Annotated in this window: 15 protein-coding genes; 10 read left to right on the forward strand and 5 right to left on the reverse strand. The window is 68.3% G+C overall.

The window, feature by feature from the left end; all coding sequences use genetic code 11:
- The first annotated feature begins 117 nt into the window (after positions 1–117).
- Both ACFQ9K_RS17540 and ACFQ9K_RS17545 read left to right on the forward strand, forming a co-directional pair.
- A complete protein-coding gene (locus ACFQ9K_RS17540) occupies positions 118–1,128 on the forward strand; it encodes an alpha/beta hydrolase (protein ID WP_378716901.1) in 1,011 nt (336 codons plus the stop codon).
- 36 nt (positions 1,129–1,164) lie between these two features.
- Positions 1,165–2,592 (forward strand): MFS transporter, encoded by a 1,428-nt coding sequence (locus tag ACFQ9K_RS17545; protein ID WP_378983340.1) that lies wholly within the window; start codon positions 1,165–1,167, stop codon positions 2,590–2,592.
- On the opposite strand, the gene ACFQ9K_RS17550 is transcribed toward ACFQ9K_RS17545, so the two are convergent.
- Positions 2,585–4,690 carry an AMP-binding protein gene (locus ACFQ9K_RS17550; protein WP_378722618.1) on the reverse strand — a complete coding sequence of 702 codons (2,106 nt, stop codon included), beginning with the start codon at positions 4,688–4,690 and terminating at the stop codon, positions 2,585–2,587. The two genes, ACFQ9K_RS17545 and ACFQ9K_RS17550, sit on opposite strands and share 8 nt — an antisense overlap.
- Before the next feature lie 221 nt (positions 4,691–4,911).
- The gene (locus ACFQ9K_RS17555) at positions 4,912–6,282 is read right to left on the reverse strand and encodes an ABC1 kinase family protein (RefSeq protein WP_378722599.1); all 1,371 of its coding nucleotides are present in this window, start codon (positions 6,280–6,282) and stop codon (positions 4,912–4,914) included.
- Between the two features lie 113 nt (positions 6,283–6,395).
- On the opposite strand from ACFQ9K_RS17555, the gene ACFQ9K_RS17560 reads away from it, so the two are divergent.
- The 3 genes from ACFQ9K_RS17560 (at position 6,396) to ACFQ9K_RS17570 (ending at position 9,212) form a co-directional block, all read left to right on the forward strand.
- The gene (locus tag ACFQ9K_RS17560; protein WP_378722600.1) at positions 6,396–7,025 is read left to right on the forward strand and encodes a TetR/AcrR family transcriptional regulator; all 630 of its coding nucleotides are present in this window, start codon (positions 6,396–6,398) and stop codon (positions 7,023–7,025) included.
- Positions 7,026–7,198: 173 nt separating this feature from the next.
- Positions 7,199–8,383, forward strand: a complete 1,185-nt coding sequence (locus tag ACFQ9K_RS17565; RefSeq protein WP_378722601.1) for a PucR family transcriptional regulator — start codon at positions 7,199–7,201, stop codon at positions 8,381–8,383.
- A gap of 148 nt (positions 8,384–8,531) precedes the next feature.
- The gene (locus ACFQ9K_RS17570) at positions 8,532–9,212 is read left to right on the forward strand and encodes a hypothetical protein (RefSeq protein ID WP_378722603.1); all 681 of its coding nucleotides are present in this window, start codon (positions 8,532–8,534) and stop codon (positions 9,210–9,212) included.
- A gap of 14 nt (positions 9,213–9,226) precedes the next feature.
- On the opposite strand, the gene ACFQ9K_RS17575 is transcribed toward ACFQ9K_RS17570, so the two are convergent.
- Positions 9,227–10,027: a glycerophosphodiester phosphodiesterase gene (locus ACFQ9K_RS17575; protein ID WP_378722604.1), complete on the reverse strand. Its 801-nt coding sequence runs from the start codon at positions 10,025–10,027 to the stop codon at positions 9,227–9,229.
- A gap of 300 nt (positions 10,028–10,327) precedes the next feature.
- Here ACFQ9K_RS17575 and ACFQ9K_RS17580 point away from each other — a divergent pair, with 300 nt between their 5' ends.
- The 4 genes from ACFQ9K_RS17580 to ACFQ9K_RS17595 all read left to right on the forward strand — a co-directional run bounded on the left by ACFQ9K_RS17580 (position 10,328) and on the right by ACFQ9K_RS17595 (position 13,255).
- Positions 10,328–11,512, forward strand: coding sequence for an alanine--tRNA ligase-related protein (locus ACFQ9K_RS17580; RefSeq protein ID WP_378722605.1), 1,185 nt, complete (start codon positions 10,328–10,330; stop codon positions 11,510–11,512).
- A gap of 46 nt (positions 11,513–11,558) precedes the next feature.
- Positions 11,559–12,032 carry a GNAT family N-acetyltransferase gene (locus ACFQ9K_RS17585; protein WP_378722607.1) on the forward strand — a complete coding sequence of 158 codons (474 nt, stop codon included), beginning with the start codon at positions 11,559–11,561 and terminating at the stop codon, positions 12,030–12,032.
- Positions 12,033–12,068: 36 nt separating this feature from the next.
- Positions 12,069–12,575, forward strand: a complete 507-nt coding sequence (locus ACFQ9K_RS17590; protein ID WP_378722609.1) for an O-acetyl-ADP-ribose deacetylase — start codon at positions 12,069–12,071, stop codon at positions 12,573–12,575.
- 185 nt (positions 12,576–12,760) lie between these two features.
- Complete coding sequence (locus ACFQ9K_RS17595; RefSeq protein WP_378722611.1) at positions 12,761–13,255, forward strand: histidine kinase; 495 nt, start codon at positions 12,761–12,763, stop codon at positions 13,253–13,255.
- Between the two features lie 62 nt (positions 13,256–13,317).
- On the opposite strand, the gene ACFQ9K_RS17600 is transcribed toward ACFQ9K_RS17595, so the two are convergent.
- Both ACFQ9K_RS17600 and ACFQ9K_RS17605 read right to left on the reverse strand, forming a co-directional pair.
- Positions 13,318–14,721 carry a condensation domain-containing protein gene (locus ACFQ9K_RS17600; RefSeq protein WP_378722612.1) on the reverse strand — a complete coding sequence of 468 codons (1,404 nt, stop codon included), beginning with the start codon at positions 14,719–14,721 and terminating at the stop codon, positions 13,318–13,320.
- On the reverse strand, positions 14,718–21,062 hold the full coding sequence (locus ACFQ9K_RS17605) for an SDR family NAD(P)-dependent oxidoreductase (RefSeq protein WP_378722614.1): 6,345 nt from the start codon (positions 21,060–21,062) through the stop codon (positions 14,718–14,720). The genes ACFQ9K_RS17600 and ACFQ9K_RS17605 overlap by 4 nt, the downstream gene beginning before the upstream one ends.
- 381 nt (positions 21,063–21,443) lie before the next feature.
- On the opposite strand from ACFQ9K_RS17605, the gene ACFQ9K_RS17610 reads away from it, so the two are divergent.
- Positions 21,444–23,627 carry an MMPL family transporter gene (locus tag ACFQ9K_RS17610; RefSeq protein ID WP_378722615.1) on the forward strand — a complete coding sequence of 728 codons (2,184 nt, stop codon included), beginning with the start codon at positions 21,444–21,446 and terminating at the stop codon, positions 23,625–23,627.
- Positions 23,628–24,064 lie beyond the last annotated feature (437 nt).

Below are 24,064 nucleotides of genomic sequence, written 5' to 3' on the forward strand. Positions count from 1 at the left end.
GGGCGGTCAGGTGTCCCAAGGAATGAGGGAAGGGTGGGTGGGGGTGGTGGGAGCGGGTTAGCGTCTGCGCTCATCAGGGACTGCACGGAGTGGCGGAGGTGCCGCGTGGGTGATCGCATGGTCCGGGGGGCGGCGGTGGCGGTCGTGTGGTGTGTGGTGGCGGGGTTGGCCGGTAGCGGGGCGGTGGGCGGTGCGCGAGCGGAACCGGTTATGCCGGAGCCTGTTTCGGCGCCGGACGGCTCGTATGTGGTGAGTTCGGTCGAGGGTCGGGCGGGTGTCGATCTGACTGTCTACTCGGCGTTGATGGGGCGGCCGGTTGTGCTGAAAGTGTTTCGTGCGCCGGATGATTCGACGCCCGCGCCGACGCTGTATCTGCTCAACGGGTCCGACGGCGGCGCCGACAAGAACTGGGCGGATGCGACCGATGTCGCGGAGTTCTTCGCGGACAAGCAGGTCAACGTCGTTATTCCGTTCGGGGGAGGGGGCAGCTACTTCACCGATTGGCGCGCCGACGACCCGGCGCTGGGCACCCAGCGGTGGGCCACCTTCCTCACTCGCGAGTTGCCGCCGATCATCGACGCCACGTTGAAGACCACGGGCGCCAACGCCATCGCGGGGATCTCGATGTCGGGAACCGCGGTCTTTCAGCTGGCGTTGACCGCGCCCGGGGTGTATCGCGCGATCGGTTCGTACAGCGGCTGTGTGCGAACCAGCGACCCGCGCGGTCAGGCCGTGGTCAACGCCGTCGTCACCAGCCAGCAGGGCAATACGGTCAACATGTGGGGGCCGCCGGGCGATCCGGCGTGGGCCGCCAACGACCCCTACCTGCATGCCGAGAAGTTGCGCGGCACAGCGATATACGTGGCCAGCGGGAACGGCAGACCCGGACCCTTCGATACTGTCGACGGCGTCCACGGCGATCTGGTGCAACTGGCCTATCAGTACCTGTTCGGCGCCCCGCTGGAGGCCATCGCGCACGTGTGCACGCAGCAACTCCGGGATCGGTTGCGGGAGCTGGATATTCCCGCGACGGTCGACCTGCGATCGACCGGCACGCATTCCTGGGGGTACTGGCAGCAGGACCTGCACAACTCGTGGCCGATCTTCAGCGCGGCCCTGAATCGGTGACTGAGCCCACGACCCGAGACCGTTGGGAGAACTCTGATGTCGGATAGTGCCCTCGGCACCCACCTGCCCGGTGCGCCCGCGGACGGCGGAATCGACGCGTGGCTCGCGTTCACCGGCTGTCTCATCGCGGTTTTCATGCAGATGATCGACGTGACCATCGTGAACACCGCGCTGCCGAGCCTCACCGCCGACCTGGTCGCCTCGCCGTCGCAACAGCTGCTCGTGGTGTCCGGATATTCGCTCGCCTTCGCGTGCACCCTGCTCACCGCCGCCCGCATCGGCGCCATCCGCGGCCGCCGCGTCGTCTTCCTGGTCTCCGTGGTCGCCTTCACCGCGATCTCGGTGTGGTGTGGCATATCGAGCAGCGCAATGGAATTGGTGATCGCGCGCATCTTCCAGGGGGCCGCGGGCGCCGGGATGGCCGCGCAGACCATCGCGATCCTCATCGCCAGCTTCCCGCCGAATCGCCACCAGCAGGTGTTCGCCCTGTACGGCGCGACCGCGGGCTTCGCGGGCATGCTCGGCCCGATCGTCGGCGGGGCGCTCGTCACGGCCGATATCGCCGGACTCGGCTGGCATTCGGTGTTCCTGATGAACCTGCCGATCGGCCTGCTCGCCTTCGCGCTCGGCTTCCGCTACCTGCGCCTCGGCCGCCCGGTGAGCCGAGACCGGCTCGACCTCGGCGGCGTCGCGCTGTCCACCGTGAGCCTGTTCGCGCTGCTCGCCGCGCTCGCCGACATCCAGCAGAACGGCTGGCGCCCAGGGCGTTTCGGCGTGATTGCCGCGTCGCTGGCGGTGGGTGCGATATTCGTCGGCTACGAGCGCAGGCTGACTCGACGCGGCGGCAGCCCCCTGGTTCGCCTGGATCTGTTCGCCAACCGTGGTTTCGCCCTCGGCTCCGGACTGGTGGCGAGCTTCTTCGGCCTGTTCACCGCGTTCGTGTTCACCGTGTCGATCACCCTCCAGGACGAACTGCACTTCTCCCCGCTGCGCACCGGCATCGCGATGACGCCGTTCGCCCTTGGCGCGGGTGCGGGCGCGCTCACCTCGCCGTTCCTGGTAAGGCGCTGGGGGGTCAAGGTACTCGCGGCCGGCATCGCCGGGTACGGCGGTTGCGTCGCGATCGGCGCGGGCTATCTGTATCTGACCAACGGGAACGTGAACCTTGCCCTTGCCCTCGGCCCGGTCTTCATCGCGGGCCTCGGCGTCGGCCTGTTCGGCGTGCAACTCCAGCCGCTGATGCTTGCCGGCCTGCGCGAACGCCAGATGGCCGAGGCATCCGGCCAGCTGCCCACCATCGAACAGATCGGCAACGCGGTCGGCCTCGCCCTGTTGAGCGTGGTGTTCTTCCGCGCGCACACGCTGGGCGGCAGCGTGCTCATGTTGTCCGCCATCGCCATCGGCGCGATGGCGATGGCGCTACCGACCCTCGCCCTGCCGGACCCCGCCGAGCGGCTCAGGTGATCAAGTGCGGTCCGCCCAGCGCCGACGACAACGGCGCCTCGCCGCCCTGCGGCCCGATGAGCAACTGCTTGAGGATCTTTCCGGTCTCGCCGCGCGGCAGCGTGGCGAGAAAGGTGACGTCGCGCGGCACCGAGAAACGGCTCAGCCGATGCCGGATGTAGGACCGGATCATGTCCGAATCCAGCCCGGACCCTTCGCGTTTCACCACGAACGCGGCGAGCCGCTGACCGAATTCCTGATCCGGAACGCCGACCACCGCCACCTCGCTGACCTGCGGCAGGTGCGCGAGCGCCTCCTCGACCGGGCGCGGGAAGACGTTCTCGCCGCCGGAAATGATCATCTCGTCGTCCCGGCCGGCGATGAACAACCGGCCCGCCACATCGAGATAGCCGAGGTCGCCGGTGTCGAGCATGCCGTCGGCCTCGGTCGGCGGCGCGGAGTTCACGTATCCGTCGAACAGCATGTGATTGCCGACGAAGATGTGCCCGGTGACGCCCACCGGAACCGGGCGCTGATCCGGGCCGAGCACCGCGACCCTGGTGCCGAGCGGCGGCCTGCCCGCCGTGGTCGGCGCGGTCCGCAGGTCGTCCGGGGTGGCGATGGTGGCCCAGGAGACCTCGGTGGAACCGTAGACGTTGTAGAGGATGTCGCCGTAGGCGTCCATGAAGTCCAGCACCGTCGCCCCGGCCAGCGGCGCACCGCAGCTGACCACGGCCCGCAGGCTCGACGTGTCGTACCGGGCCCGCACCCCCGCGGGGAGATCCAGGATGCGCTTCACCATGGTCGGCACGACGATCATGCTGGCGACCCGGTGCTCGGCCACCAGCCGCAGACAGTCCTCGGCGTCGAATCGCTCGGGCAGCACCACCGTCGCGCGCAGCGGTGTGCTGATCTGCAACCCGGCCAGACCCCAGGTGTGGAACAGCGGCGCGGGGATGAGCATGGGCTCCGCGATCGGCAACGGAATCCGCGACAGCAGGGCCGCGATGGTGCCGAAACCCTTGGGCTGCGGGCGGCGCGCACCCTTCGGCGTGCCGCTGGTGCCCGAGGTCAGCACGATCAGCCTGCCCGCGCGGGTCGGCAGCCGAAAACGCTCCTCGCCCTTGGCGATCAGCTCATCGATGGTGACCCGGCCGGGCGCTACGTGGCGCCCGTCGGTATTGAAACGCGGCAGATCCGCGTGCAGGTAGTGCACCAACTGCTCGAGGTCGCCGTCGACGAACAGCGCGGCGAGCCGGTGCCGCTGCACGATGTCCTCGATCTGCCTACCGGACAGCCCGACATTCAACAGCGCGACGTCGACGCCGAGTTTCCCTGCGGCGACCATGCATTCGACCATCCCGGCGTGGTTGCGCGCGAGCAGTCCGATCGTGTCGCCGAAGCCGAGGTCGAGCTTCGCCATGGCGCCGGCCAGCGCACTGGTGCGCGTGTGCATCTCGGCGAAGGTGCGGGTGCCGTAGTCGTCGATGACGGCGATCCGGTCCGGTGTGTGCGCCGCCGCGGTCGCGTAACCGCCGGCCAGGTTGAAGCCCCATTTCGCCAGGGACCGCGCCTGTTTGACGCCGGTCGCGAAGTTCGCGGTCCGGCCGACGCCGACGGTGACCATCTGCTTGGCCACGCTGACCTGCCGCCGGACCGGGGAATTCTCCGCGTTGATCACGGTCGAGGTCCGCGCGCCGCGGATGACGTCGACCGCGCGCTTCAGCCCGGCATTGACCCACGCCACCACGGCGGCGTTGGATCCGCCCGCGATGGCCGGATGCAGTCGGCCCGGCGCGAACACGGTGACGGTGACCTTGGTGCGCTCCTCGTCGCCGCGCAGCCGGACCGACACGAAGCTGCCGGTACCTGGGCACTGCAATTCGAAGCTCTCGTACCAGCGCCACACCGTCAGCAGCAGCTGATGGGTGCGGATACCGGAGGCGGCGGTGCCGATGCGCACCTGCGCGATCCGGCTGTCCGGGCGGGCTTCCACCAGCTCACAGGCGCCGATTCCGGCGAACAGCCGCGGGTAGGTCTGCGGCTCGAGCAGCAGATCCCACAGCGCTTTACGGGCGACCGCGAAGTCCGCCCCCACATCGATGATGTCGGTAACCAACTCATGCACTTCTCGTCGGCCGGTTCGAACAGCTCGGGGGCCGGCGGGTGCCCCTCGACCACGGGTCACCCGGCTGGCAGCACCAGCGCCGGCGACCTGCAATCGATCTCAGTATGCGGCGCGACGGCGCAGTTGCTCACCATTTACTCCTACCTTGTGCGCTGCCCAACCGGGCGGGCACCCGGATGTGAATTCGCCCAAAGTGCACCGGGATTCCGGCGCTACCGGCCGGCCTGCCAGCGGGCCAGTCGCTGCCCGATCTCGGTGACCGGCGGTTCCCGGTAGAGCCATTCGCGGGCGATCCGGTGCCAGTTGTTGGTGGTCTCGATCTGCCCCAGCGCGGCGAAGGTGAACAGGTCGGCCCGGCGGGAGAACACATGCTCGGCGGGCAGCCGCTGCCGGCGCATGCCGCGGAACTCGGCGGCGCGCGGATCGATGGCGAGAATCAATGCGCCGGTAGCCAATTCGGGGGTGATGGTGATTTCCTCGTCGCCGAGGTGCCAGCCGGCGGCCGCCCAGACGTAGTCCAGGACTTCCGCCGCGGCCACGCCGGACGCCGGATCCATGATGTCGTGGCGCAGCCACAGGTCGTACAGATCGTCGGCCCGGTTCTCGCTCGCGGCTTGCAGGCACGCCCGCTCGAACTCCACGTGCACCGGGTTCATGCTGTGGTACAGGCCGAAATCCACGAAACCGAGCCGGCCGTCGCCGGCCAGCATGATGTTGCCCGGATGCGGGTCACCGCAGAATTCGAAGTCGGTGAACAGGGCGCTGATGTAGAAGCGGTAGATCAGCTCGCCGATGTGATCGCGGTCCGCGCTCGGCAGCTCCCGGATCTGTTGGTACGGCTTGCCTTCGAGGAACTCGGTCACGAGAACGTTTGGGCCGCAATGCGCTTCGATGCTGTCCGGCACCGTGACGAACGGATGATCGCGGTAGCGCGCGGCCACCCGATGCTGGGTCTGCCCCTCGCGGACGTAGTCGAGTTCGCTGCCGATATTGCGCGCGATCTCGTCGAGCACCTCCGCGTCGGCCGCGCTCGGCAGCATGGACTTCCAGAGCTTGCTGAACAGCGCCAGGTTCCGCATGTCCGCCTCGACGGCGTCGTCCACGCCCGGGTACTTGACCTTCACCGCGACCGCGCGTCCATCGTGCAACCTGGCCCGATACACCTGACCGATGGACGCCGCGGCGATCGCGGTCTCGTCGAACTCGGCGAACACGCGGGCCATCGGCCCGAGGTCGCCCTCGAGCACCGTGCGCATCGCCGGGAACGCCACGGCCGGCGCCTGATCCCGCAGCTCGGCCAGCTTGACCCGGAACATCTCCCGATGGGCCTCCGGCAGCAGGTCGACGTCGAGCACCGACAGCATCTGGCCCAGTTTCATCGCCGCGCCCTTGAGCCCGCCGAGCACGGTGACAAGTTGTTGTGCCGCTTGCAAAGTCGACCGTTCGGACAGCCGCTGCCGGGCCTGCTCGGTGCGGCCGATCATGGACAGCCGGGTGCCGACGCCGCGCACCGCCTGGCCCGCGGCCAGCCGGCCGAGTTTGCCGCCGCGCGCGAGGCGACCCTTCGGTACTCGATCGCCCACTGTCGCACCTCCATTGGCGAACCTGCCGCGTGATGGCACCCACTCTTGCATACTCGAGCCGGACTAAACTGAGCAAAGCTCATTTTCGAGCACGAGCAGGCAAGGAGTACCCGATGCCGCCGAAAGCCGCCGGGCAGCGCCGTCGTCCGACCCAGGAACGGGCCAAGGCCACCCGCGAACACATCCTGGACACCGCCGCGCAGCTGTTCGGCGAACGCGGCATCGCCAACACCTCGACCAACCGGATCGCGACCGCGGCCGGGGTGAGCATCGGCACCGTCTACCGGTACTTCACCGATCGCTCGGTCATGGTCGAGGAACTGCTGCGCCGCCTGCTGGAGAACATCGAACGCCGCTTCTCCCAGCGCGTATTCGGCCTCGGGGAGAAGCCGAGCGCGGAGGTGATCTACGGAATCCTGGAGGTCATCGCCGACGAACTGGTGGAAAACGCGCTGCTGGTGCGGGCGCTGGTGGCCGGCGTGCAGTTCTACAACAGCGGCATCCCCGAGTTCGAGCCCCGGCTGCGGCTGCTGGTGAAGGTGCTGGTGATCCAGATCCTCGGCCCCGGCGACGACCACGAGTACGACGTGATGACGTTCGTGCTGATCAACACCGGTTTCGCGGCGGTGCTGCGGGCCACCGCGCTGGAGGTGGACGCCCGGGCGCGGGCGGAGTCGCTGCAGATGACCGCCCGGATGATGGCGGCCTGGGTCGACACCGAGATCAGGGCCGTCAAAAAGTGAGCACCCCGCTAGGTAGTCCCTCGCTTTACTTCACCCGAACTCCGCGCGGATTTACTGATTCCGCTGGTAACGGGCACTTGACCCGGCTGTAACTCGGCGGGCAAAGAGGAGTAGAAGGTGAGCGCTGGCTCGGTTTACCGTTGCTTCCAAGTGCAAAGGCAAGGAGGCCACCGGTGACGATCGAAAGTCTCGACCGACCCGAGCTCGGTGCGCTCGGGCGACAGATTTCTTTGTCGGCGCGGGATATCGACGCGCTGACCCGAACCGTGATCGACCATGTCGCGGCGGCCGGGCCGTTCTCCGGCGCCGCGTTGCACGGCGAAGTCAAGATCGTCGTGCGGATCTGCCTCGACTGGCTGATCCATCGGTTGAACGGTCACCCCGGGCCCGCGGGCACCGACAGCCTGGAGGCCGCGGCGGCGACCTGCGCGCATGCCGGAATCCCCATCGACACGGTGCTGCGCGCGGTCAACGAGGCGTTCAAGGCCGGACTCGACCTGGTCGCCCGGCCGGAGCCCGCGGACACGGTCGGGGTCGTCACCGGGATCGGGCGGGTGGTCGAGCTGTCCAAGCTGGTCACCGGCGCGGTGAGCAAGGCCTACGTGCGGGAGTACAAGGCCGACGCGGCCGAGCAGCAGACCGCGACGCACAATCTGACCTCCGCGTTGCTCGGCGGTCATCCGCCGGCGCACGACTTGCTGGTTGCCGCAGAGTATTTCGTGCTCGCCCTGGCGTTGCCCGCGCATCCTGACGAAGACCGGCCCGGGCTCGATCGGCAGGTCGTCGCCCGGCGCAAACTACGCAGGCTGCAATCGGCGCTCGCGGCGCTGCTCGACGGCGAGGCGCTGTCGTTGCTTTCCGTCGACGGGGGCACCGTGCTCGTGCCGTGTACCGCGAGCACCGATGCCGAACTCGACGGGCTGGTACAGGGTTTGGCCGAGGCGGCGCGGGTGCCGATCACCGCGACCGTGGTCAACGCGCGGCCCGACGAGGTGCCGACCGCGGCTCGGCAGGCGCACGAACTCCTCGATACCGCGCAACGGATGGGGCTGGATCCCGGCCTGCACCGATTCGCCGAATTGGCTTTGCAGCACCAGCTGAGCCGCCCCGGGATCGCCCGTGAGGTGCTCGGCAACCATCTCACGCCGCTGGATGACCATCCGGAACTGCGCGACACCTTGCAGATCTACATCGACGCCGATCTGAGCCGGTTGCGCGCGGCCGAACGCCTCGGGGTGCACCCGAACACGGTCGATTACCGGTTGCGGCGCATCGGCGAGCTGACCGGGTTCGACCCGGCCAGGGCCAGCGGATTGTGGTACCTGCGTTCGGCATTGATCGCCCGCCGGCTTGCCTGATCCCGCCGGACCTTAGGCAACTGTGCCAAAACGACCGGCCCGACGGCTGTGAGCTATCCAGTTCCGTGCTGTGCGCGGGCGGTGCCCGCCCGGTGATCGTTAGCGTCGTAGCCGAACTGAATTCGGTCACCGGCCGGCAGGAGGACATGTGCGTACTGCGTTCCGCGACCCCGTGATTCCCGACGGCGAGAAGTCGGTGTACGCCATCGGTGTCGCCGATCAGGTGCAGTCGTTCGAGCTGACGAGCGTGGTGACGCGAGCCGGGCACGACTATCGCTCGACCGTCGAACTCCGTGCGCGCGACGGGAATCCGACGATCACCGTCGAGCAGCGGTTCCGTCGGGCCGGCGGGTGGTTGCGTGCGGCGGACTATCGGGCCGAGACGCGCTCGCAGGACACCGTGGTGTCGCGCGAGGAGGCGCATTTCCTCGATACCACGCACCTCCAATTGGGTAGCGGCGTAGGCCCTTTCCCGCCCGACGTGGTGCCGTTCGCCGGGGCGCTGACCCTGCTGCGCGGTTTGGATTTCGCCGAGGGAGCCGCGACCTCCCTGGACCTGTGGCTGGCCTTCTCCGTGCATTGGCCGGTCACGGCCCGAGTGCTGAAGCAGACCACCGTAGACGTCCCCGCCGGCCGATTACCCAGCTGGCCGGTACAGCTACGACCCGGCTTCGCACACGTGAACAGCCTGCTGGACAAGATGGTCGGCGGCTTCATCCCCTCCGCCATCGCCTACTTCGAAACCGACCTCCCACATCGCCTGGTGCAGCTCAGCTTCCCGACCGAACCGACCACCGCCCCGCGCGGACTGATGGAACTGCTTGCCTAGCAACGCATCCCGGTTCAATCGGAGCGGACGATACCGAGCAGGAGTTCTGGAAGGTCGGTCATGATCCCGCTGACGCCCGCTGCCACGAGCCGGCGGAGATCATCGCCTGGCGCGTCGGGCCTGATATCTTCGTACAGGGTGTCGGCACAGGTCCACACCGGCCTCCCGAGCTCGAGCACCGCGCGCACGAGCCGGTCACCCTCTCGATCCTCGGTAAGCATCCACGACGGCCAGAGTCGAATGAAATCCGCTCCCGCATCGATGAATTCGTCGATCACACGCCGATCTGGCGGCGCATCCGAACGTCCGGGCACCAAGGCGAGTGCACGCAGCCGCGAATCGAACTGCTTGAACGCTCGTAGGTCGGTGACAGTGCGCGGGCCGACGATCACTTCGCGCGACGCGGAGAACTCGGCGGTCGACTCCACCACCTCTGCGATCGCGTCGACCGGGCAATCCTTGATATCGAGCAACAACTGGATTCGACTGTGCTGCGCTACTTCCAGCACCTCCCGATAGGTCGGCACCCGTTCCCCGCCGAATTCCGAACCGGCATAGGATCCGGCGTCGAGCGCCTTGACCTCCGCAAGCGTCAGTTCGGCAACCCGCCCTCGACCATCGGTCGTGCGATCCACCGTGTCGTCGTGCAGCACGACCAACTGCCCGTCGGCAGTCACTCGGAGATCGAGCTCGATACCGTCCACACCGAGCGCGATCGCTCCCCGAAACGCCGCCAAGGTGTTCTCCGGCAGTCCAGGCGCCAGGCCACGATGCGCGATGACCGTGACCTCGCGCGATTCGCTCGCTCGCACCATCCGGTGATTGTGTCACGGCCCACGGTCGGCGGCGAGGAGTCGCCGAACCGCGCGCCGACCGTCCGGGCCACGGGCCGATAATCGGTCGTGCTCCGCACGTCCCGGTTGCTACCGTGCAGCCATGAAGGTCGATTCCCGAATGGCTGCCGCGGCCGCGCGAGCTCTCCGCTCGCCGGTCGCTGCCGCTTGACCTTCTTCCCCTGCCGGCGACCGGAAACGGTCCGCCGGTGTGCGTCGGTCTCATCGCCGAATGTGCCATGCGGTCGTTCCCGGTCGATTCCCATCGATGGAGCAACCACCATGATCACGACAGACCAGACCGTTCGGCTCTTCCTCGACTTCTTCCGCGAACGCGGACACGAACTCACCCCGGGCGGATCGCTCATTCCGTCGCCGGGGGACCCGGTGCTGTTCACCACCTCCGGAATGCACCCGTTGACCCCGTACCTGAGGGGCCGCCCGCACCCGCTCGGCTCGCGGCTCACCGGGCGGCAGCGGTGCCTGCGCACCACCGATCTCGACGAGATCGGCGACGACACCCACCTCACCGTGTTCGACATGCTCGGGTCGTGGTCACTCGGCGACTACGGCGGTCCGCAGAGCCTGCGCTGGGGATTCGAACTGCTGCGCGACGGCTTCGGCGTCGATCCCGGCCGGATGCACGCCACGGTGTTCGGCGGTGACGATCAGGTCGAGCCGGACCACGAATCCTGGCGCACGTGGGCGGAGTTGGGTTTACCGGTCGAGCCGACCACGGACGAGAACTGGTGGTCCAACGGCCCCACCGGACTGTGCGGACCCGACTCCGAGATCTTCGTCTGGACCGGGGGCGAAATGCCGCGGGGCACACCGACATCCGACGATCGGTGGGTAGAGGTGTGGAACCACGTCATGATGCGCTACGTCCGCCATTCGGACGGCAGTCTCGAATCGATGCGCCGACCGTGCGTCGACACCGGCTTGGGCCTGGAACGGCTGGTGAGAATTCTGCGGAATACGCGGTCCGTCTTCGAGATCGACGTGTTCCAGCCCTGGCGGACCGCCCTGCCCCGACTCTGGCATCCGCTGGAGGAACGATCGCTGCGGCTGCTGTCGGATCATCTGCGCTCGAGCATCGTCATCCTCGGGGACGGCGTCACGCCGTCCCCGTCCGGTCGCGGTTACGTCCTGCGCCGCCTGGTCCGCCGCACACTGACCACGCTGTGGCGCGACGATCCGGCCCGAACCCTGTCCGACCTGCCGATCGAGCTGGTGCGGCACGCGCTCGCGCATTTCCGGCAATCCATTGATCCGCACGAGGTGCGCACCCTCCTGCTCGACGAGGAACACAGATTCGGCGAGCTGCTCCAGCGTGGACGAAAGGTGCTGTCCCGCAGTCGTTTCACCGGGCCGCTGACCGACGACGACTACCGCTACCTGCACGACACGCACGGCTTGCCCCGCGACCTCGTGGTGTACCTGAACACCGAAACCGGTGCCGGCTGACCGATCAGTGCCTCGCCCCCGAGGCGGCCCATGATGGAATTGGCGCATGGACGAGATCATCTTCCGATCCGCGACGATCGATGACCTTTCCGCGCTGGTGACGATGCTCGCCGACGACGCCCTCGGCAGCGTCCGCGAGTCCACGGACGATCTCAGCCCGTATCGCGCGGCCTTCACCGAGATCGACAACGATCCGCGCCAGGAATTGGTGGTCGCCGAACACCGCGGCGCCGTGGTGGGCACCGCGCAACTGAGCATCCTGCCCGGACTGGCCCGCCGGGGGGCCGTCCGGGCTCAGATCGAGGCGGTGCGGGTCGACCGGCCGCTGCGCGGCAACGGACTCGGCTCGCGACTGATCGAGGAATGTATCCGCCGCGCTCGCGAACGCGGTTGCGCCCTGGTGCAATTGACCTCACACGGCAGCCGGACCGAGGCCCACCGCTTCTACGGCAAGCTCGGCTTCGAACCCAGCCACGTCGGTTTCAAACTGACGCTCACCGAAACCGCGACGCCGTCCTGATTTCGCCGCGTCGCCGGTGCCGGTGAGAATGGCTCCATGGTCGACATTGTGCTGGTCCGGGGTGACATCACCGAGCAAGCGGTGGACGCGGTGGTGAATGCCGCGAATTCGTCATTGCTCGGTGGCGGAGGCGTGGACGGGGCGATTCATCGCAAGGGAGGCCCGGCGATCCTCGACGCTTGCCGCGATCTGCGGGCCTCGCATTACGGGAAGGGGCTGGCCACCGGGAAGGCGGTCGCGACGACGGGTGGGAATTTGCCCGCGCGGTGGGTGATTCACACGGTTGGGCCGGTGTGGTCGGCGCAGGATGATCGGTCGGCGTTGCTGGCGTCCTGCTATCGCGAATCATTGCGGGTGGCAGACGAATTGGGCGCGGAGACGGTGGCTTTCCCGGCTATTTCCACCGGGATCTTCCGCTGGCCGATCGATGACGGTGCCCGGATCGCGATCGAGACTGTGCGGGCCGCGGATACGGCGGTGCGGGAGGTGCGTTTCGTCCTGTTCGGCGCGGCGGCGTATGACGCCTTCGCGGCGGCGGTGTGAATTCTGTGCAGCCGCTACGCGGCGTGCTCTCTTCTGCTCGAACAGGGTTTCCGGCCAAGCAAATTCGGTACACTCGCAGATGGTGAAAAGGGGGCGGAAGTCACCTCTGTCCGGCCGATCGACGCACCCGGATTCTTTCATCGACCGCAGCTTCGACACCCTATTCCGAGTACAGGGGAACGATTATGAGCATCAGCGAACAGATCAGCGCCGGCGAACTGGACAATCTCACCTTTCACGGCAAGCTCGAGAACGGGCACCTGGTGCCAGGCGGCCTCCTCGGCGACCAAGCCGCGATCGACGACATCGAGGTCGGCATCTACGTGCTGGAGAAGGACGGCACGCTGATCGCCTGCAACAAGACCGCGATCGGCGCCTGGGGCCGCACTCCCGAACTCGGCGCGAGCGAGAAGTACTGCGGCGCCTATCGTCTGCGTTACCCCTCCGGTGAGGTCATGCCGCACGAGGCGGCCCCGCCGTCGGTGGTGATCAACAACGGCGGCACCGTCCGCAACGCCGACGTCATCTGCGAACAGCCCGACGGTTTCCGGCTGCTCGCGCTGGTGAACGTCTTCCCGATCCGCGACGAGTCCGACGAGGTCGTCGGCGCGGTGAACATCTTCCGCCACAACACCACCAAGACCGTGCCCGGCCTGCTGGAGTCCGCCGGCGCCAGCTGAGCAGCACGTGCGCAGCGCCTCGCTCGCGGGAATCTCCGATCGAGCGAGGCGCTGTGCCGCGTTCAGGAGCCGAGCTCCCGCCCGCCGGCCACCGAGGTGAATACCGCCCGCAAGGTCTGGATGTAGCGTTCGACGGAGTCGTGGGCCACCGGCGTGTCCGGAAAGATGACGCTCAACGAGGTTTCCGCGGGCATCCGGTTGATCCAGAGGAGCACCTCCTCGGAGGCGGCGCGGTTGGCGTAGATGCCGCCGTGCACCAGGTCGAAGAATTCGTGCCCGGCGAAGTCGCGGGCGTCCACGTAGGAGATCATCGGGGTCGCCCAGCCCTGGCGCACGTTCAGATCGGTGTCGGCCGGTAGCAGTTCCAAAACGCGGTGAAATGACGTGGGCGCCAGCCGGATTCCGTTCTCGTAGGCGCGCTGTGCGACCGGCGCCACGCGCTCGAAGGAGCTGGCCGCGATCGGCAGGGCGACCGGCACCAGGGTGACATACCAACCCACCGAGGCGCGTTCGGCGGCGGATGTCCTGGTGCTGATCGGGGTCATGCCGAAGTAGTAGTCGCTGCCGGTGAGTTCGGCCTCGGCCAGCGCCGCGGCGGCGAAGATGCCCCCGACGAATTCCGCGCCGTGTGCGCGGCATACCCGTTCGAATCGGCGGGCGTCGGCCTCGGTGAGCAGGGTGACGGTGCGGTGCGCGCTGCGGTTGTAGCCGTCCGATCGCTTGCCGAGATCCAAGGGGAACGACGGCAATTCGCCGTCGTTGCCGCGGATCAGCTCCAGCCACTTCCGGACCCCGGCGGAGGTGAGCGTCAGCTGAGCGGTGTGTTCGCGCTCCGCCGTGCAGTATTCGAGATAGCTGGCGGCGGGCTCCAGGACCTCACCGAAGCTCCACGCCTCCCGCGCGTACAGGTAGGCCAGGTCCGAGCAGGACAGGTACTGCCCGAGCCCGTCGGTGTGCAGATGATCCACCGCGAGATAGACGGTGGTCGACTCGCCGTGCGCGATCGCGCCGAAGGAGAAGCAATCCCATTGGAACGGACCGGGGGTCGTCTTCTGCACGTGCTCCCGGATCGCCTCGGCGTCGTCGAACTCACCCCAGTCGATCGGGGCGAAGTCCACCACCTCCGCGTCGACCAGGTGCCGCACGACCGTGCCGGCGGAGTCGATGCCGAACCAGGTTCGAAAGGTGTCGTGGCGCACCAGGAATGCGTTGACAGCGCGGGTCATCGCGGCCTGATCGAGATCGCCCATCGGGATCTCGACGGTCACCAGGCACAGGCCCGAGTAGCGAAAGTCGGCCGCCGCGTGCCGATCCGCCAGCCGCAGATATTCCTCCTGCTGGTGTGACGGCGGGGCGGGATGCACCGGGGCGGTGGCGGCGCGCGCCACCGCCTCCGGGGTGGCGGTCCAGGTCACCAACCGTCCCGGCGCCGGGTTCCACTCGTCGATCAGCCCCAGATCGATCACAGCGCGCCCACCGGCTCGGAAATCGGTTGCGGCTTACCCGGTTCGGCGGCGAGCACGAGTTCGGCCACCTTCGGGCCTGCCTGTTCCAGGCTGAACGAGCGACCCATCTGCATCGACATCAGGTCGATGCCGAGAGACTTGGTGACCCGCGCCCCGAGTTCCACCGCCATGAGCGAATCCAGGCCGAGTTCGGGGACCGGCACCGTCATGTCGATCGAGTCGACCGGCACCCCCATCACCACGGCGAGTTCCGCGGCCATCTTGCGGGCGATGAACGGTCCCCGCTTGTTGTCCTCCAGTGCGACCAATTCGGCACGCAGCCTGGCCAATTCGGAGGTGTCCTTCGCCGACGCCTTGGCCAGCTCGATCGTGCGGCCGGTGCGGGCCAGCTGCGGGAAGGTGCCGGTGAGCTTGGCCCAGTCGGTGGGGATGATCGCCGCCCTGGTGTCGGCCAGGCGCAGGGTCTGCTCCAGATACGCGGTGGCGTCGGACATGTCGATCGGCCCGAAACCGACCAGGTCGAGGTATTTGGTGGCCGTCGCGTCGGCGGCCATCCCGCCCGTCGCCCCGGAGAGGTGACCCCACCCGACGCACAGCGCCCGCTCGCCGGCCCTGGTCCATTCCTCGGCCAGCGCCTCGACCGCGACATTGGCCGCGCAGTAGTTGTATTGGCCGTAGATGCCGTACATCGAGCCGCCGGAGGAGTACAGCACGAACATGTCCAGCCGGATGCCCGCGTCGCCGACCGCGCGACGCAGTGCGCGCGCACCGTGCACCTTCGGCCGGTACACCTGCGCCAGCTGGTCGTGCGCCATGAGCTCGATCCGGTTGTCCGACACCGAGCCCGCCGCGTGGAACACCCCGCGCAGCGGGTGCCCGGCGGTGTGCGCGCGGGCGACCACCGCGGCCACGGCGTCGGCGTCGGTCACGTCGACCAGCTCCTCGATCACCTCGACCCCGACGGTCCGCCACGCCTCGAGCTGCCGCCGTGCCGTCTCGGTGGTCGCACCGCCGCGACCGAGCAGCACCAGCCTGCGCGCCCCACGCAGCACCAGCCAGCGCCCGGTGGCCAGGCCGAAGCCGCCGAACCCGCCGGTGACGAGATAGGTTGCGTCGCCGTGGATCTCGATGTCCGGCAGATAGGGCCGAACCGGTGGTTCCGGTGCGTCGATGCGCAGCGCGATCCGGGTGAGCCCGGCGGAGCGGATCACCTCCTCGAAAGCGGTTCCCACGTCCTCGGTCTCGAACATCCGGTACGGCAGCGGCCGGTACACGCCGGCCAGCACGTTCTCGTACACCCGGTGCAGCAGACCGGCCAGCCGCTCTGGCCGGATCGCCACCAAGCGGTCGAGATCCATCGAGTAGTAGGCCACGTTCTTGTCGAAGTTGGCCAGCTCCAACAGCCCGCCGGTGTAGATGTCGGCCTTGCCGACCTCGACGATGCGGCCGAATTCGGCGACGGCAGTGAAGTTCTGGCGCAGGATCTCACCCGGCGCGCTGCTGAGCACGACCTCGACGCCGACCCCGTCGGTGAGCGCGAGCACCTCGTCGACGAAGTCGAGCGACCGCGAGTTGATCGCGTGGTCGGCGCCGAGTTCCAGGATGTGCCGCCGCCGTTCGTCGGTGCCGGCCGTGCCGATGATCCGCGCGCCGCGCGCCTTGGCGACCTGGATGGCGGCGGTGCCGACGCCGCCCGCCGCACCGTGGATCAGCACCGTCTCGCCGGGCTCGAGCCGGGCCAGCTCCAACAGTCCGTACTCGGCCGTGGCGAAAGCGATGGCGCTGGTGCAGTATCCGGGATCGGTGTCGGCGGGCAGCGGGATCACCAGCTGCCGATCGATGAGCGCGTAGCGCCGCATCATGCCCTTGGCCGCGACCGCCACCAGGTCGCCGACGACGATATCCTCGATGCCCTCGCCGACCCGCACCACGGTGCCGACGCCCTCCATCCCTGGCACGGTGCCGAAATAGGTCGGTGCCAGTTCGCGCTCGCCGAGCAGGCCGATCACCTTGAGCGGGTCCTTGTAGTTGAGCCCGATCGCCTGCATGCGCACCTCGACCTGGCCGGGGCCGGGTGGCCGGCGCGGGCACTCGCGCCAGGCCAGCGCCGACAGCAGGCGGGTGCGGGGGAGTTCGAGCTCGAAGTTGGCCTCCGGGTCGGTGAGCGGCGCCGCGGTGTCGTGCGCGGCCAAGCGGTCGGGCAGCGGCTTGGTCACCACCGGCGCCCAGCGCTGACCGTCGCGCAACAGGACCTCGTCGGCGTTGTCGTACGAGAATGCCCCTGGCACAACAAGTTCCGTGATCAGGTCGGCGATGGCGGTGTCGGGCTCCACGTCGATCAGGCGCCAGCGCAAGGGCGTCTGCTCGTTCAACAGCACGCGTCGCGCCCCGGCCAGCGCGGACTGCCGGGAGTCCGGCGCGATCGTGCTGTCCGGCAACGCGAATGCCCGCTCGGTGATCAGGGTGGCGTGCACCGAACCGTCGCCGAAGACCGTCTGCGGCGTCTGCGCGTCCGTCTGCGGGTTCGCGAATCCGTGGATGGCGACGGCGATCCGCTTCAAGGTCCACAGGTCCGTCAGATCATCGGCGCCCGCACCGGCCACCACGCAGACGTGGAGTCGCGTGGTTTCCGCCGTCCTGGCCTGCCGCAGCACCTCGACCAGGTCGGTTTCGAGTTCCGCCGCCGGATCGACGAGGAACCGCCGGGCATCCGGGACCGCGGCGGCCAATTGCTCGGCCCGGGCGGTGTTCCCGAGGGCGACCACGACCAAGGTCGCCGAGCCCGGGTCGGGCAGGGCGGCCGGATCGATGGGGTCGCACTGCCGGATGGTCTCGCGATAGTAGAACTCGGCCATCCGATGCAGCGGATCGTCGCCGGGCTTCAGCGCGCCGATCTGCAACCCGGTCAACCGCAGCACCAGGTTGTGCTCGGCGTCCACGACGTCGACATCGGCCCGCAGCCGCGCCTTCGGATCGCGCCGGGCGACCACGGTCGCCCGCTCGGGAATCGGCGCGAGCAGCCGCACCGCGGCCACCCCGACCGGCACCATGACCCCCTCGTTGATCCGTTCGTCGGCGAAAAGCATTGCCGCGGTTTGCATTGCCGCGTCCACCACCGCCGGGTGCGCGAGATGGCCGGAGTCCGCGGCGATCGTGCCGTCGACCGTCGCCACCGCCACGTCCCGACCGACCCGCACCGACGTCACGCGGCGGAACGCCGGCCCATATTGCAGGCCAGCCGCGGTCAGCCCCGCGTAGAACATCTCCGGATCGATGTCGACGCCGACGTCGATCGTGGGCACCGTGGCCTTCGTGGGCGAGTGGCTGCCGGTCAGGGTGCGGCCGTGGGCGTGCACGGTCCACGCGGTGCCGGTCGCGTTGCGCGAGCGGATCAGGAAGCGGCCGCTGGACTCCTCGATGCTCAACGCCATGAGCGGCACGTCCGGCGCGGCCATGATCAACGGTGCGACGAAGCGAACCTGTTCCAGCGCAACGCGTTTGACGCCGAGGCGGGTCGCCGTCGCGCTGAGCGCGGCGTCCAGGTACGCGGCGCCCGGCATGATCCGCACCCCGTTGACCACGTGATCGGCCAGCCAGGGCAGCAGTTCGGAACCGACCTGTAGCAGCCAGTCCGGGCGTCCCTCGACGTCCGGATCGCCGAGCATGGCGTAGCTGTCCGGTGTGCCGAGCCGGGCCTGCTCGAACAGCGGGAGCGTCGAATGCAGTCGCGTCCGCTGCCACGGATAGCGCGGCAGCGGCACATGCGCGGTGACGGGTCCGTCGTCCGGGAACAACTGATCCGGCTCCAGCACCCCGGCACTGTAGAGGCCGATGAGCGTGCGCCGGACGCTCGCGGAATCGGGCTGCTTGCGATCCAAGGTCGGCACCGTGGTGCCGTGCACATCCGCGTCCACCAAAGCCTCGCGAATGTTCCCGGACAGCACCGGATGCGGGCCGATCTCCAGGAAGACCCGGCTGCCCGCGCCGATCGCCTCGGTCACGGCGTCGTGGAATCGCACCGGCTGCCGGACGTTCGCGCACCAGTACTCGGCATCCCAGTCGGCCGTGGTGACGAGGCCGCCGGTGACGGTCGAATACAGCGGCACGCTCGGCGGCCGCGGCGCGAGATCGGCCAGTTCGGTGCGCAGGGCATCCAGGATCGGATCCATCAGCCGGCTGTGATACGGCACCTCCACCCGCAGCCTGCGGGCGAAAGCCGCCTCCTCGGTGAGCTTTTCGGCGATCTCGTCCAATCGGTCCGGATCGCCCGACAGGGTGAGCGAGGTAGCGCTGTTGATCGCGGCGATGTCCACGCGCGGGTCGTCCGCGATCAGCTCGCGGGCTCGATCGAGCGGTAACCCGACGGCGAGCATGCCGCCCGATCCGGCGGTCGTCGCCTGCAACCTGGCCCGGTGATAGGCGACGCGGACCGCCTCGCGCAGGGTCAGCATCCCGCTGACATACGCCGCCGACACCTCGCCCACGCTGTGGCCGACGATCGCGGCGGGCGAGATCCCGTACTGGGCCAGCTCACTCACCAATGCCACCTGGACGAGGAAGTTGGCCGGCTGGGCCACCTCGGTACTCGTCACCCGCGACTCGGCCTCCGGTTGCCGCAGCGCGTCGATGATCGACCACTGCGCGAGCTTGCCGAACTCGGCATCGACCTGCGCCGCGGTCTCGGCAAATGCGCCACCGGCACAGAGCAACTCACGCGCCATGCCCCACCACTGGGGCCCCATGCCGGAGAACACGAAGACCGGCTCCGCGGCGCGCGAGGCGACGGTACGCACCGCGTCGCGACCCTCGCCCGCGGCGAATTGCCGCAGTTCGCGCAGCATCTCGTCGGTCGTGCCGACCAGTACGCCGGTGCGAAACGGGTGGTGCGCCAGCCGGGTCCACGCGGCCTCGGCCAGCCGCTCCGGGTCGGCGCCCGCCCCGATCAGCTCGGCGAAGCGACCGGCGATCGCCCGGGCGGCGCCGGTGCTGCGTGCGGACAGGGGCAGGATCCCGAGGTGGCGCGCGGGCTCGGTGGCCGCCGCCCGCGGCCCGCGATACTCCTGCAGAATCGCGTGGCCGTTGGTGCCGCCGTAGCCGAAACCGTTGACCGCGATGGTCATCGGGTCGGCGTCCGGTGGTAGCGGTTCGGCGTCCACCTGGATGTGCAGGCCGAGTTCGTCGAGCGGGATGTCCGGATTCGGCTTGTCGAGCCACCCCTGCGGCGGAATCACCCGGTGCTGAATCGCCAACGCCGCCTTGATCACGCTGGCGATCCCCGCCGCGGCCTCGGTATGCCCGAGCGTCGCCTTGACCGAGCCGACGCCGAGCGAACTCCGCCGTCCGGCCGGGGCGCCGAAAGCCCGTCCGAGCGCGCGTAATTCGACCGGATCGCCGACCAGGGTGCCGGTGCCGTGTGCCTCGACGTAGGTGATCGCCTCCGGGGTCAGCCCGGCGCGGGCGCAGACCGTGCGGGCCAGCGACTCCTGCGACTCGGCGTTCGGCACGGTGATCGCCGTGGTACGCCCGTCCTGATTGGCCCCGGTGGCCTTGACCACGGCGTAGATCCGATCACCGTCGCGTACCGCGTCATCGAGCCGCTTCAACACCACCATGCCCGCGCCCTCGCCGCGGCCGTAACCGTCGGCGGCGGCATCGAAGGACTTGCACCGGCCGTCGGCGGCGAGGAAGCTGCCCTTGCACATCAGCACGAAGGTCTCCGGTTGCAGCATGACATTCACGCCGCCGGCCAGCGCGATGTGACAGTCGTCGTGCTCCAGCGCCTGACAGGCCAGGTGGAAGGCGACCAGCGACGACGAGCACGCGGTGTCGACGGTGAGCGCGGGCCCGGTCAGATTGAGCGCGTAGGCGATTCGGTTGGACAGCATGGTGTACGACGCACTCGCCGGGGTGTGCATGTCGGTGTGGAACAGCGCGGGCCCGACCACCCCGATCACCGACTGATCCACCACGAATCCGCCGACGTACACGCCGACCGGCGCGCCAGCGGCCCGCCCGGCGACCCCCGCGTCGTCGAGCGCCTCCCAGGTCACCTCGAGCAACAGGCGCTGTTGTGGATCGAGCACGGTCGCCTCGCGCGCCGAGATGCCGAAGAAGTCCGGGTCGAACTCCCACGGATCGGTCGTCATGAACGCGCCGTGCTTGGTGTAGCTGCGGCCGGGGGTGCGTGGCTCCGGATCGTAGTACCGGCGGTAATCCCAGCGGTCCGGCGGGATCTCGACGACGCCGTCCCGTTTGTCGAGGACGAAATCCCAGAACGTATCCGGCGAGTCGATGCCGCCCGCATATCGACACCCGATACCGACAATAGCGATATCCGACACGTAGGCCCTCCAATACGGTCGTTCTGCGCCGCCGCACGAATCGGCGATGCGTAAAACAAAGTTCAGCACAATAGGCACACCGGGCTCGATCGTATCGACGCGATAACCGGCGCCCGGAAATTCTGGAGATCGCCGCACAGGGACCGGCGGTCGTCTGTGAAATGTCCTGATTCAGCGCCCTTTACGACGACGCCCTGCGCTGATCCGGTGTCTGAACTGGGGCTATAGGTACAGTTCACAGCCCGTCCGGTGCGCCAGTTGTGCGCTGTCGGAATCTCCGATGACGGCCGTTCGGGCCGTGGTGGCCCTTGGTACGTTCCAGGCTGTTCGCCGGACGCCACCGAGCGTCGAGCAATTCAAGGCACGGATTAGGAGCGGCCGTTGTTCGCGGATTTTGCGCAGTGGGCGGAGGTGGTCGTCCGGCGGCGATTCGCGGTCCTCGGAATTGTTGTCCTCATCCTGTCCGCGCTCGGTGGGTACGGCCTCGGACTCGGTGCCGAATTGAGTTCGCGCGGGTGGGACGATCCCGGATCGGAATCCGCGCAGGCGACCCGATTGCGGGACGAGGCATTCGGTCGTGACCCCAGCGGTGACCTCATCCTGCTGTTCCACGCGCCGCCCGGCACGACGATCGACGATCCGCACTTCGGCACGCGGATAGCCGACTATCTGAATGATCTCCCGCAGCGCTTCCCGGACGAGATCGCGAAGATCAACGGCGCCTACTGGCCGACCGCGACCGGCCTGGCGCTGCCGGATCTGTTCGGCTCCAAGGATCGACGGCACGCGTTCGCCTCCGTCGCGGTGCGCGGCGGGGACGACACCGCGCTGCTGCGCAATTACGGCAAGGTCGCTGACCGCTTGACCATCCCGGGGGTCGACATGGAGGTCGCGGGCGGCCAGGCGGTCGCGGGCGCGCTCAACGACACCATGGTCGGTGATCAACGGCGGATGGAGCTGATCGCCGTCCCGGTCGTCGCGGTGCTGCTGTTCTTCCTCTTCGGCGGGGTCGTCGCGGCGGCGCTGCCGCTCATCGTCGGCGGACTGACCGTGGTCGCCGCGTGGGGGGTCATCCGCGCGATCACCACCGTGACGGAGGTCAATTCGTTTGTCTCGCCGGTGGTGTCGATGATCGGGCTCGGCTTGGCCATCGACTACGGACTGTTCCTGGTGAGCCGATTCCGCGACGAGCTCGCCGACGGTCACGAGGTGGCGGAGGCGGTGCGCCGGGCGGTGACGACCGCAGGCCGGACCGTGGTGTTCTCGGCGACCATCGTGGTCGTCGCTGCGGCGGGCGTTCTGCTGTTCCCGCAGGGGTTCCTGAAGTCGTTCGCCTACGGCGCGATGGTCACCGTCGCGGTGGCCGCGCTGACCTCGATCACGGTGCTGCCCGCGCTGCTCGCGGTGGTCGGGCGCCGGGTGGATGCGTTCGGTGTCGACTGGTTCCGCCGGACCCGCTCCGCCGACGACGTACGGGACAACGTGTGGGGACGTATCGCGGCCGCGGTCATGAAAAGGCCACTGGCGGTAGTGATCCCGGTGTGCGCCGGGCTACTGCTGCTCATCGCGCCGATACAGCACGTCGGTTTCGGTGGTATCACCGAGCGTTTCCTGCCACCGGACAACCCCACCCGATCGGCACAGCAGCACTTCGACGAGATCTTCCCGCTGCGGCGGATCGATCCGGTGCAGCTGGTCCTGGTCACCTACCGTAGCGCCGATATCGATGCCGTTGTCGCGCAAGCGAATCACGCTCCCGGGCTGGCCGCGCCGTTCCCCGCCCCGATGCAGGGCGTGCAGCCGTTCGTCTACGCCACCGACACCGTGCTGACCGGTCCGGACACCGCGGACGCAACCATCGACTACCTGCGATCGATGGAATTGCCCAAGGGGACAACGCTGTTGGTCGGCGGCGACCCCGCGGCGAAGCGCGACAGCATCGACGCGCTGCTCGACCGGCTGCCGCTGATGCTGACGCTGGTCTTCCTCGCCACGACCGCCCTGCTGGTGCTGACCTTCGGCTCGCTGGTGCTGCCGCTGCAGGCCGCGGTGCTGAACCTGCTCGGGCTCGGTGCCACCATCGGCGTGCTGACCTGGATATTCGTCGAAGGACACGGCGCGGACGTGCTCGGTTTCACGCCGCAGCCGATCATGCCGCTGATCCTGATGCTGATCGTCTCGGTGATCTACGGCCTGTCCACCGATTACGAGGTGTTCTTGCTCGCGCGCATCGTCGAGGCCTATAGGGCAGGTGAATCCACCGCCGAGGCGATTCGCATCGGCGTGGCCCGCACCGGTCGGATAATCACCGCCGCCGCCGCGATTCTCATCGTGGTAACCGGCGTCTTCGCCCTTTCCGATCTGCTGATGATGCAATACATCGCGCTCGGCATGGTGACCGCCTTATGTATCGACGCGACGGTGCTGCGCCTGCTGCTCGTCCCCGCCACCATGAAACTGCTCGGTGACGCGTGCTGGTGGGCGCCGAACTGGGTGCGTCGCCTGCACCGGAACGCTGTTGCCCGGGAGCCGGTGCTGTCCCGTGCCGGGCCGGCCGCTGACTGAAGCGGAGGCGAAATCAGTTGCGTCCAAACGCATATCGATACCTTCGCGCGCCCCGCCGCGTATCATCGGGGGCAGGCTCGTCGGTGCTCGACCTGAGTCGGGAGAAGTCGTCGGTGCCCGATTGTCGGCTCGGCGCAAGGTGATCCGGGCCACGGAGAGTCAGGCAACCGGCGGGCATAATGGCGGCATAACAGCCGGGCGACGGTCGTAATATTCTGGTAAACGTCTGAACAAAATTGAACGATCAGAACGCCTTTCCGGCGAGGCCCCGAAACCATAAGTCCCGCAGATTTCGGGCACGCCCGGGAGAGTTCGCGTAGCGACGCGGTGACATTGCCGGATCGATTCTGAGCGCCACGCGCGAGTCGGCCCGCCGCTCAGATCTAGTAAAAGCAACCGGGCGGTTGGTAGTAAGTAAATCCGCAGCGCCGGGCCGC

The organism is Nocardia sp. NPDC056564 (assembly GCF_042793755.1).
GTDB lineage: Bacteria > Actinomycetota > Actinomycetes > Mycobacteriales > Mycobacteriaceae > Nocardia.